This is a genomic window from Pseudomonas protegens, from assembly GCF_003732485.1.
Classification (GTDB): Bacteria; Pseudomonadota; Gammaproteobacteria; order Pseudomonadales; family Pseudomonadaceae; genus Aquipseudomonas; species Aquipseudomonas protegens_B.
This window is the reverse complement of sequence record NZ_MOAK01000082.1, coordinates 52,187-62,893: the sequence shown is the minus strand read 5'-3', so window position 1 is coordinate 62,893 and position 10,707 is coordinate 52,187. Positions and strand designations below refer to the sequence as shown.

The 10,707-nt window shown below is 64.2% G+C and carries 10 protein-coding genes and 1 pseudogene; 5 read left to right on the top strand and 6 right to left on the bottom strand.

The genetic code is table 11. The features are described 5' to 3' along the window. The 3 genes from BLX41_RS26020 to BLX41_RS26010 form a co-directional block, all read left to right on the top strand. Nucleotides 1-2,244 (top strand): TonB-dependent siderophore receptor (locus tag BLX41_RS26020; RefSeq protein ID WP_185073790.1); only part of this gene is annotated, 2,244 nt, incomplete at its 5' end. Nucleotides 2,245-2,337: 93 nt separating this feature from the next. Further along, complete coding sequence (locus BLX41_RS26015) at nucleotides 2,338-2,841, top strand: VOC family protein (protein ID WP_123727210.1); 504 nt, start codon at nucleotides 2,338-2,340, stop codon at nucleotides 2,839-2,841. A gap of 38 nt (nucleotides 2,842-2,879) precedes the next feature. Continuing rightward, entirely contained in the window at nucleotides 2,880-3,713 is an 834-nt protein-coding gene (locus BLX41_RS26010) for an AraC family transcriptional regulator (protein WP_123727209.1), read from the top strand. Here BLX41_RS26010 and BLX41_RS26005 read toward each other — a convergent pair. The 3 genes and pseudogenes from BLX41_RS26005 to BLX41_RS37565 form a co-directional block, all read right to left on the bottom strand. Beyond that, nucleotides 3,710-4,294, bottom strand: a complete 585-nt coding sequence (locus BLX41_RS26005) for a LysE family translocator (RefSeq protein WP_123727208.1) — start codon at nucleotides 4,292-4,294, stop codon at nucleotides 3,710-3,712. The genes BLX41_RS26010 and BLX41_RS26005 overlap by 4 nt on opposite strands. A 91-nt stretch (nucleotides 4,295-4,385) precedes the next feature. Then, entirely contained in the window at nucleotides 4,386-5,585 is a 1,200-nt protein-coding gene (locus BLX41_RS26000) for a methyl-accepting chemotaxis protein (RefSeq protein ID WP_473241690.1), read from the bottom strand. A 54-nt stretch (nucleotides 5,586-5,639) separates the two neighbouring features. Continuing rightward, nucleotides 5,640-5,951, bottom strand: a pseudogene (locus BLX41_RS37565) (PAS domain-containing protein); the annotation flags it as partial. A gap of 571 nt (nucleotides 5,952-6,522) precedes the next feature. On the opposite strand from BLX41_RS37565, the gene BLX41_RS25995 reads away from it, so the two are divergent. After that, nucleotides 6,523-7,110 (top strand): GNAT family N-acetyltransferase, encoded by a 588-nt coding sequence (locus BLX41_RS25995; protein WP_123727206.1) that lies wholly within the window; start codon nucleotides 6,523-6,525, stop codon nucleotides 7,108-7,110. A 263-nt stretch (nucleotides 7,111-7,373) separates the two neighbouring features. Then, the gene (dapA, locus tag BLX41_RS25990; protein WP_123727205.1) at nucleotides 7,374-8,237 is read left to right on the top strand and encodes a 4-hydroxy-tetrahydrodipicolinate synthase; all 864 of its coding nucleotides are present in this window, start codon (nucleotides 7,374-7,376) and stop codon (nucleotides 8,235-8,237) included. A gap of 190 nt (nucleotides 8,238-8,427) precedes the next feature. Here the strand turns inward: dapA and BLX41_RS25985 are convergent, their stop codons facing one another. The 3 genes from BLX41_RS25985 to BLX41_RS36265 form a co-directional block, all read right to left on the bottom strand. Further along, nucleotides 8,428-9,084: a ribonuclease T2 family protein gene (locus BLX41_RS25985; protein WP_123727204.1), complete on the bottom strand. Its 657-nt coding sequence runs from the start codon at nucleotides 9,082-9,084 to the stop codon at nucleotides 8,428-8,430. A gap of 160 nt (nucleotides 9,085-9,244) precedes the next feature. Beyond that, on the bottom strand, nucleotides 9,245-9,880 hold the full coding sequence (locus BLX41_RS25980) for a LysE family translocator (RefSeq protein ID WP_123727203.1): 636 nt from the start codon (nucleotides 9,878-9,880) through the stop codon (nucleotides 9,245-9,247). Nucleotides 9,881-10,029: 149 nt separating this feature from the next. Further along, nucleotides 10,030-10,707: HD-GYP domain-containing protein (locus tag BLX41_RS36265; protein ID WP_311197590.1), on the bottom strand; the 678-nt coding region annotated here is incomplete at its 5' end.

The following is a 10,707-nucleotide window of genomic DNA, read 5'->3' as shown; positions in this document are numbered from 1 at the left end:
AAGCAGAGTCCCGGTCTGCGGGGCCGCTACAGCGTCGAGCAAGCCCTGCAACAGTTGCTGCAAGGCAGCGGCCTGCAAGCCCAGGCCGTCAGCGGCGGCTATGTGCTGCAAGCTCTCCCGCCCCACAGCGGCCCGCTGCAACTGGGCACTACCCAGGTCTCGGCCCAGGGCCTGGGCGCCGTCACCGAGGACAGCCACAGCTACACCACCGGCGCCAGCGCCTCGGCCACCGGCCTCAACCTGTCGCTGCGGGAAACCCCACAATCGGTGACCGTGATCACCCGCCAGCAGATGGACGACCAGGGCACCAACAGCATTGCCGACACCCTGCGCCGGGCCCCCGGGGTCAGTGTGCAGAACTACGACAGCGAGCGCTGGGAGTTCTCCAGCCGCGGCATGCCCATCACCAACTTCCAGTACGACGGGGTCAACTCCACCTACGACGGGGTCTACGACTACGGCACCACCAGCACCGACATGGCGACCTTCGACCGGGTAGAGATCATCAAGGGCGCCACCGGCCTGATGACCGGCTCCGGCGACCCTTCGGCCACCGTCAACCTGATCCGCAAACGCCCGACGAAAGAGTTCAAGGCCTCGGTCACCGGCACCCTCGGCTCCTGGGACAACTACCGCAGCGAAGGCGATATCTCTGGGCCTTTGACCGAAAGCGGCAACCTGCGCGGACGCTTTGTCGGGGTCTATCAGGATCGCAGCTCGTACCTGGATCACTACCAGAACACCAAGGACATCGCCTACGGCATTCTCGAAGCCGACCTGACCCCGGACACCCTGCTGACCTTCGGCCTGGACCAGCAGAACACCCGTTCCCGGGGCGCCACCTGGACCGGCTTCCCGATGTACTTCAGCGACGGTTCGCGCACCCGCTTCTCGCGCTCGTTCAACCCGGCCACCGACTGGAGCCGCCGCGACTTCAACAACCAGACCCTGTTCACCTCCCTGGAACAGCAACTGGCCCATGACTGGACCCTGAAGGTCAGCTACGACCGCCTGCGCCGCCAGCACGACACCCTGTTGGGCTCGGCCAGCGGCGGCAATCCGAACCCGGCCACCGGCGAAGGCATGTTCATGTACATGGGCAAGTTCAAGGGCGAGCAGATTCAGGACAACCTGGACATCAACCTGCATGGGCCCTTCAGCCTGTTCGGCCGCGAGCACGAGCTGATCGCCGGTTTCATGCTGATGAACGCCAAACAGGACATCCCGGTCCACGGCTCGGTGTACCCGCCGGTGGGCGGCAGCATTTACCAGTGGCGCGGCGAGTTCGCCAAGCCGGATATCCCGAAGATCGGCGACAACGACATCCTCCAGCGCCAGACCGGCGCCTACCTGGCCACCCGGCTCAAGCCCACCGACGACCTGGCGGTGATCCTCGGCACCCGAGTCAGCGACTTCAAGGGCATCGACAACACCCACTACATCGATCCAACCAGGGCCGACGTACGCCTGCGCTATCAGCAGACCGGTGTGGTCACCCCCTATGCCGGGCTGATCTATGACCTGAATGACACCTACTCGGTCTACACCAGCTACACCAACATCTACCAGCCGCAGATGAGCAAGGACGCCAACGGCAAACTGCTCGACCCGGTGGAAGGCGACAGCTACGAGGCGGGGATCAAGGCCGAGTACCTGGACGGCCGGGTCAATGCCAGCTTCGCGGTGTTCCGCATCGAACAGGACAACGTCGCGCAACTGGTCAGCGGCTGGAGCACCGAGGGCATCTACAAGCCGATCGAGGGTTCCACCACTAAAGGCTTCGAGGTCGAGGTGGCCGGCGAGCTGCGTGAGGGCTGGAACCTGTCCGCCGGCTACAGCTACAACCACACCCGGGACGCCAACAACGACTATGTCTACGGCTCGGTCCTGCAAACCACCGCGCCACAACAGGTGGCCCGGCTGTTCACCACCTATCGCCTGTCCGAGGCCTGGGAGCGCCTGACGCTGGGGGGCGGAGTGAATTGGCAGAGCGATTTCTTCGGCAAGGTGTCCCAGCCCGACCCCAGCGATCCGGTCAATGGCGGACACGATTCACGCATCACCCAGGACAGCTACTACCTGGTGGATGCCATGGCCCGCTACCAGTTCAACTCGCACCTGAGCTCGACCCTGAATGTGAAGAACCTGTTCGACAAGCAGTACTACACGGGCCTGGGCAACTTCGGCACCGGCTTCTACGGTGAACCCCGCAGCCTGCAACTGACCACCCGCTGGGACTTCTGAGGCCGCCCCCGGCAGCCGATCTGCGGTGCACCGCCCCTGTGCCGGGTTGACTACGCTTGTTCCAGCGTGATCAACCCGCAGAGGACCGACACCATGCAGCGCATTCAAACCATCACCCCCTGCCTGTGGTTCGACCACCAGGCGCAGGAGGCCGCGCAGTTCTACTGCTCGGTCTTCGAGCGCTCGCACATCACCCATGTCAGCCACTACGGCAAGGCCGGCTTCGAGTTCCACGGCCGCCCCGAGGGCTCGGTGATGAGCGTGGTGTTCGAACTCGACGGCCAGGGCTTCACCGCCCTCAACGGCGGCCCGGTATTCACCTTCAACGAAGCCGTCTCCCTGCAGGTGCATTGCCGGACCCAGGCCGAACTGGATCATTACTGGAATGCCCTGGGCTTTGGCGGCCCTCTCCAGGCGCAGCAATGCGGCTGGCTCAAGGACCGTTTCGGCCTGTCCTGGCAGATCGTCCCGCAGAGCCTGGCGCAGATGATGTGCGACCCCGACCCAAGCCGCTCGCAACGGGTGATGCAGGCCCTGCTGGGGATGAAAAAACTCGATATCGACCAACTGCAACGGGCCTTTGACGGCAAGAGCTAATACACTCAGCGAAAGCTCGCGCCGATGGAACCTCCTGGATGAAACCTGCCCTGCACCCCGACCAGGCGCCGCAGTTCTGGCGCGATCCGGCCTTGCCGTTCATCGAGGCCCGCACCATCGCCGATGGCCGCAAGGTCTGCTACAGCCGCCACGCCCATGAACAGTTCTCCATCGGCAGCATCACCGCCGGCCAGAGCACCTACCTCAGCGGGCAATCCCGGTGGCGGGTCAGCGCCGGCACCGTGGTGCTGATGAACCCCGGGGTGGTGCATGCCTGCAACCCCATCGACGACCAGCCCTGGTCCTACCGCATGCTGTATGTCGATACGCCCTGGCTCACCGCCCTGCAGCACGACCTGGGCTTTTGTCCGGAGCTGGACTTTCGTCCCTTCAGCGCAACCCACAGCCAGGACCCCCAGCTCTTTGCCGAATTCGAGCAGTTGTACCGGACCCTGGTGGACCCCGACGCCGAGCCCCTGCACAAGCACAGCTGTGCGGTGATCTTCTTCAGCGACTTGCAGCAACGCCTGAACCCCGCCGAGCGGCCGCCACGGGTCAGCAATGAAAAGCTGCTGCAAGCGGCGCAGTACATCCGTCAGCACTGCACCCAAGCCCTGGGACTGGACGATATCTGCCGAGTCGCCGAGCTTTCCCCGTCCTACCTGATCCGCGCCTTCAAGCAGCAGTTCGGCATGCCGCCCCACGCCTTCCTGGTCAACCAGCGGGTGCAGTTCGCCCAGGCCCGCCTGCGCAGCGGCGCGCCCATCGCCGAAGTGGCGCTGGAGGCCGGCTTTGCCGATCAGGCGCATTTCCAGCGGGCCTTCAAGCAGCATCTGGCGGCCACTCCAGGTCAATACCGCGGCCAACGCTAGACCAACAGATAGGCCGCACTGGCGGCCAGCAACGCGGCCATGCTGCGATTGAACAGGCGCATCTGCGCCGGGTTGCTCAGGTAATGCCGCAAGCAGCTGCCGGCATAGGCCCAGCAGGCAATCGACAGGTAGCAGATCAGCAAATACAACCCGGCGAACAACCACACCAGGCCCAGGTCCCCGTCGGCAGCGAAGGCGCCCATGCCCGCCACGCAGGCCAGCCAGGCCTTGGGGTTGAGCCACTGCATCAGCGCGCCATACCAGGCCGACGGCGCCCGGGCTGCAGCGTCGGCATCCAGGCGACCATCGTCCCGGGCCAGCTTCCAGGCCATGTACAACAGGAAGGCCACGCCGAACAGGCGAATGCCCTGGGTCAGCAGCGGCCACTGGCGCAACAGTTCGTGCAAGCCCAGGCCGATCAGCACCAGCAACAGGACAAACCCCAGGGTGGCCCCGCCCACATGGCGCAAGCTGGCCCTGAAGCCAAACCGTGCGCCACTGCCCAGGGCCACGATGTTCACCGGCCCCGGGGTGATAGATGCGGCCAGGGCAAAGGCCGCCATGGAAAACATTACGCTCATCACTTGCCTCTCTGTTCCGGATGGGATCAATCGCCGGACAGGTTATGCAGCAAGGGCAATGGCGTATTGAAGAAAACGACCCTGCCGGCCTTCAGCTGTTGAACCGGATCACCAGGGCGTTGAGTTCATGGGCCGTGGATTCCAGGTCGCCGCCAATGCTGCAAGAGTGCACGGCAATGGCCGCGTTCTGGTCCGAGACCCTGGCAATGCTGGTGATCTGTGCGCAAATCTCCTCGGCCACCTGGGCCTGCTGCTCCGAAGCGGCGGCCATCTGCTGGCTCATCTGGTGAATGCGCTCCACCGCCGAGTTGATTCCACTCAGCGCATCCTGGGTACTGATCACCTGGGTCACCCCGGAACGCGCCTCCACACTGCCCTGGCGCGCCACCTGCACGGCCTCGCTGGCCACCTCCTGCAAGGTCAGGATGATCTGCTGGATGCTCTGGGTGGATTCCCGGGTTTTCGATGCCAGGGCCCGTACCTCATCCGCCACCACGGCAAACCCCCGGCCCTGCTCGCCGGCCCGGGCCGCCTCGATGGCCGCGTTGAGCGCCAGCAGGTTGGTCTGCTCGGCGATGGAGCGAATCATGTTCGCTGCCAGCTGGATGGACTGGGTCTCCTGCGCCAGTCCTTCCACCGAACGGCTGACCGCCTCCACGGTATCCGCCAGTTTCTCGATCATCGACCGGGTGTTCTGCGCTTCCTCGGAGCCGATCCGGGTCAGTTCATTGACCTGGTCGGCGACCGAGGCGGTGTCATGGATGTGTACCGAGACCTCGGCGATCGACGCGGCCATCTGGTTCATCGCCGTGGCGGCCATGTCGGCCTCGTCGCGCTGCTGGCCCAGGGCCGACTCCGCCTGCCGCGACAGGTTCTGGCTGTTGGAGGCCAGGGCGGCCGCCTGATTGGCATAGTCCCCCAGGCGACTGAGGGCGGTGCGGATCTTTGCCGACTCGCTGATGAGGATCATCTGCAACTGCGCCACCGGGCCACGCTCGTCGGTGTAGGTGCGGGCAATCAGCTCGCTGTCGAAGCTGCCCAGGGATACCGAACTGATGCGCGCAAGCTGCTGCCGGCCGCGATGGGTGGCGTGGCCCTGGAGCGCAAAGCAACTGAGCAGCAGCCCCCCCAGCGCGGCCCAGGGACCGCCCAGCCAATAGGCGCCGAGGGTGGCCGTCAGGGCCAGCAGCGGCGGCAGGACGAAGGTCGCGAGCGGGGCCGCGCGATAACGCCAGGCCAGGGCAGGTTGCTGGTCGCGCAGGCGCTGGTACAGCGCCCCGGCCCGCTCCACCTGCTGGTGTTCGGGCTTGACCCGCACCGACTCGTAGCCGGCGATCACCCCCTGGCTGAAAATCGGCGTGACATAGGCGTTGACCCAATAGTGATCGCCGTTGTTGCAGCGATTCTTGACGATACCCATCCAGCTCTTACCGTCCTTGAGGTAGGACCACATATGGGCGAACACCGCTTCCGGCATATCCGGGTGGCGCACTATGTTGTGGGGGCTGCCGATCAGCTCCTCCCGGCTGAAACCACTGACGGCGACAAACTCGTCATTGCAATAGGTGATCTTGCCGCGGGTATCGGTGGCAGAAATCAACCGTTGCTCACCAGGAAACACCCGCTCACGCTGAGTCACCGGGAGATTGTTTTTCATCGGAAGAACCTCGCAGGAAAGTAGTTCAGGGCCCCTGAAAAACCTGGCAAGCGACGGAACCACACGGTAAAAACTCGCGAAAAAGCGCAGCCTACGTTTTGTAAATGAGCATTTTGAGCAAGTTTTAACGCAGTGTTTTCTAGCGCAATGGTCCTTCAGAGGCTCCTTGAATGCCCGTCATGGTTGAACAGCAAACTTGCGCATCCTGCGTTATCCGAAGACTGCCTCTGCGTACCTGCAGAACTTTCCTGGATCTTTTGAGCAGTTTTGGCCAACCACTCGACTCCAGCCGACTCGAGTCTAGATTCGGCTGTGAAAGCAGCTGACGAAAAATCAACAAAGAGTGGGTTTGAGAGGGAACTGAATCCATCGGACTTGACCTGGATCAACTCTTAGCCTGGCAACTAAACGCAGGCTGGCCGGTTGTTGAGAAATATTCTCCTCGGGACGCCCGCAAACCATGGCCAACCCCTGGGGCATCGCCTATCTTTTCCGGATTCGCCAGCCCACTCGCCGCAGCAGTGCAGGGCCCTGCGTCCTAACCGCTGCGCTGTGCCAAAGAGCCTTTTCCATGTCTTCGTCCACCACCCGCACCACGCGCCTGCTGTTACGTCCACCGACCCTGGCCGATTTACCCCAGGCCTGCGTCATCCACGGCGACCCGCAGACCCACCGCTTCAACCCCAACGGCCCCGACAGCGCCGAGGCTACCAGCGACCGGCTGCACAGCTGGATTGCCCATTGGCAGCAGTACGGCTTTGGCTACTGGGCGATTGCCCGGCTGGACGCGCCACAACAGATCATCGGCTTCGGCGGCCTGATGCGGGCGCACTTCGGGCATGAAGCCGGGCTGAACCTGTACTTTCGCTTCACCCCCGAAGCCTGGGGCCAGGGTTTGGCCAACGAGATGGCCCAGGCGGCCCTGCACCTGGCCTTCAGCGAACTGCTGGCGCCCCGGGTCACCGGCCTGGTGCGGCCCGACAACCTGCCGTCCAGGCGAGCCCTGGAACGCCTGGGGATGACGGTGGACGGCGAGCTGGAGGATTTTCCCGGACAGCCACCGAGCCTGCTGTACCGGCTCAGCGCCCAGGATCACAGCATCCTGGCGGGCCATGAAGCGCCAGAACCGAGGATTGACAAACCCCGCGCCGGCTTTTAAAACTGTGCGCCTGATTTCAGAGTCTGCCTGCACCATGTCCCAAGCCCTTACCCTCGACTCTCGCGCCATTGGCCTGTTGGCCAAGGCCGGAGCCTGGGTGGCTTGCAACTCTAAATCGAAGAAACAGTCGCTCATGTGACCGGGGCGCTGTGTCCCGTCAGATGAGCTGACAGGACATCAAGCGCTACGGACACCCTCCCCCTGCTTACCGCCCTTCTACTCTTCTGACGACGACCCGACGGTCAACCTTCAGGAGAACACGCATGTCATCGTTTCAAGGTATCTGGGTCCCTATCGTCACGCCTTTTCACAACGGCGCCATCGACTTTGTCGCCCTGCGGCGCCTGAGCGCTCATCTACTGGAAAGCGGCGTGGCCGGGCTGGTGGTCTGCGGCACCACCGGCGAAGCCGCGGCCCTGGACAAGGACGAACAACTGGCGGTACTCGACGCCGTGCTCGAACAGGCTCCCGCCGGGCGGGTCATCATGGGCCTGGCGGGCAACAACCTGAAATCGCTGCTGAGCCTGCAAACGGAAATCCTCAAGCGCCCGGTGGCGGCCCTGCTGGTGCCTGCGCCCTATTACATCCGGCCCTCCCAGGCGGCCCTGGAAAGCTTCTTCCACAGCGTCGCCGATGCCTCCAGCGTGCCGCTGATTGTCTACGACATTCCCTACCGCACCGGGGTCAGCCTGGACAAGGCCACCTTGCTCAACATCGTCCGCCACCCGAAGATCGCAGCGGTCAAGGATTGCGGCGGCAACCTGGAGAAGACCCTGGCGCTGCTGGCCAGTGGCGCGGTGGAGGTGTTGTGCGGTGAGGACCTGCAACTGTTCAGCGCCCTGTGCCTGGGGGCCACCGGAGCCATCGCGGCGGCAGCGCATATTCGTCCGGAGCTGTTCGTGCAATTGCAGCGACAGGTCCGGGACCAGCAACTGGACGCGGCCAGGACCACCTTCCAGCGACTGGTGCCATTGATTCAGGCGCTGTTCGCCGAACCCAATCCGGCGCCCGTGAAAGCCTTGCTGGCCCATCAGGGGCTGATCGAGCCACAACTGCGGGCCCCGATGCAGGATTGCAGCGCCGCCACCGCCGCCCACCTGCAAAACCTGCTGGCCGGCCTGCCTTGAAGGGCTTGCCCTACGGATCATCGAAATTGCCGTGCCTGCGGCCGGTAGGAGCTGGCTTGCCAGCGAAAGCGTCCTCAAGCCCGGTGCAAGGTTCGAGGGCCTCTTCGCCGGCAAGCCGGCTCCTACGGAAGCAGGGGTACGACAATCTCGATGCCCCGTCGGCGCCGATCGTGGCGGCGCGCGGAGGCTTTCAGCGGATCGGCGGGATACGGATCTGGCCGGCGCGGCACTGGTTTTTCACGCCCTTGCCGCAAGGGCCAAAATCCAGGTCCCTGGTCAGGCAGACCCGGACTTCGGAAAGCTCGGGGCCGCTGCAGAGAATGGCGATGCCGTTTTCGGCGATCCCCGGGTTGCTCTGGCGAAATTGCTGGGCGATCTGGGTGGCTTCCAAGTACCGCACCGTGGTCGAAGGCTGCAGCGCTTGCGGTATCTGCACCGTCGCCAGGGCCTTGTCCGCCACATCCAGGTAACCCATGCCCCCCAGGCCACTGCAGGTGCCGTGCTTGGTCCATTCGTGGTTCATCAGTTTGGCGGTGGGGAACAGGGTCAGGCCCTTGGCACGCTCCTCCTGGGTCAGCGGGGTCAAGGGCGGGCAGGACTGGGGCCAGCCGCCCTTGGCGTATTGCGGCCACAGCCCATGAAGGACAAACCCATAGCCCTTGCCCGAGCACTGTTCGTTCTCCGGATGCATCAGGCAGAAGGTCGGCGACCAGGACAGGGTCAACAGGTAGTAGTCGAAGGTTCCCGCCACCGAGTCGCGCTGCTGTTTGGGCTGACGTGCGTCGCTGATGCCCACCATCCCCAGGGTCAGCACCAGGGCCGCCATCAGGGCAAAAAACTTTCTCATCGTTACCTCTCCTTGGGGAATCGGATCGTCCTGGCCCCGCCATCGGGGGTGGAGCTTTCGGAACACAGCTTCACCTTCTTGGCATGCCGGGGTTGCAGGAACATGACATTCGCCACGCCGTGCCCCGGCAAAACCGGTCAGGCGCAGCGGCATTGAGCGACTAGAGTGCCGGGCTGTCAGTGCGCCGATACAGGCCCACGCCCACCGCCAATATCGCCAGCATGCCGGCACAGCTGCGGTTGACCCAGCCCATGACCCGCGCGGAAAAGCTCGCCATGGCGCGACGGCCACCAAAGGCGTACAGGCTCATCATCAGGCAGTCCACCAGGGCGCTGACCAGGGCCAGGATCAGGTACTGCTCGGCCACCGGCTGGTCAGGGCGCACGAACTGCGGCACGAAGGCCGAGAAGAACAACAAGCCCTTGGGATTGGACAAGCCCACCAGCAAGGCCCGGCGGAACGCCGAGCGACCGCTGGCCGAAGCGCCATCGAGGCGACTCGTCAGGGCCTGGGTCGGCGCCCGCCACAAGCCCCAGGCCAGATACAGCAGATAGGCCGCGCCGCAGGTCTTGACCACCACGAACAACGACTCCGAGGCCTGCAGCAAGGCCCCCAGGCCACAACCCACGGCACCGATCAGCAGCAGGTCGGACAGCGCCGCACCGGCGATCCCGCAGCCGGCCACCCGCATCCCGTGGACCGCGCCGTTGTTCAGGGCCAGCAGCATCGAGGGCCCGGGAGTGATCATCACCGCGCTGACGGTGACGATGTAGAGAAACAGTGTTGCCGCATCCATCGTGGTACTCCTGAAAAATCCACCGCGCCCCGCAACGAACCGGGGGCCTGCACCCACGCGCAACCCAAGGCCCGCGGCGCGCAGTGCGCAGTGCGCAGTGCGCAGTGCGAAAGATGACGGAACAACCGGGCACAGATCAAGGGCGGCGATCAGCGCTGGATGGCAGGGGACGGCACCTCGACGTCAGGCACGCTGACAAAGATGCTGTAGTGCGCCCCTTCCATGGCTTCAAAGGCGATCAGCTTCTGGACCAGCGGCTCGCTGATCACCTTGCCGGCGTTGAGCAGCAGCATGCCATTGTCGGCATTGAGGTTGCGTCGCAAGACCATTCCGGCCTGCAAATCACGGGTGCCCAGCACCCGGACCGTCGGATCATCGACCGTCACGTCATTGAGGTAGGCGGCACAGACCTGGACAAAGCCTTCCACCATGTTCGGGTCATAGAGGCGGCCGGCGTATTTGCGAATGAACAGCAAGGCTTCGTCGCTGTTCATGCGCCGCTCCAGAATCAACCCGCACTGCAACTCGATAAAGTCCACCGCCAGCTTCAACAACCGTGCGCCCCAGGGAATCGCCTCACCCCGCAGATGCTGGGGAAAGCCGCTGCCATCCCAGCGTTCCTGATGATGGAGGATCAGCCGCGCCGCATCCTGCATCGGCTCCAGCGTCATCAGCAGCGACTCGCTCTGCGAGGGATAGGACCGGTAACGCTCCTGGTCGGCGTGCCGCAACAGGTCCGCCGGAGCGCCCAGCATGGCGTCGCTCCAGCTCAGCTTGCCGATGTTGTACAAGGCGGCGGCCATGGTCAGGTCGCGGCTGGAGGCTTC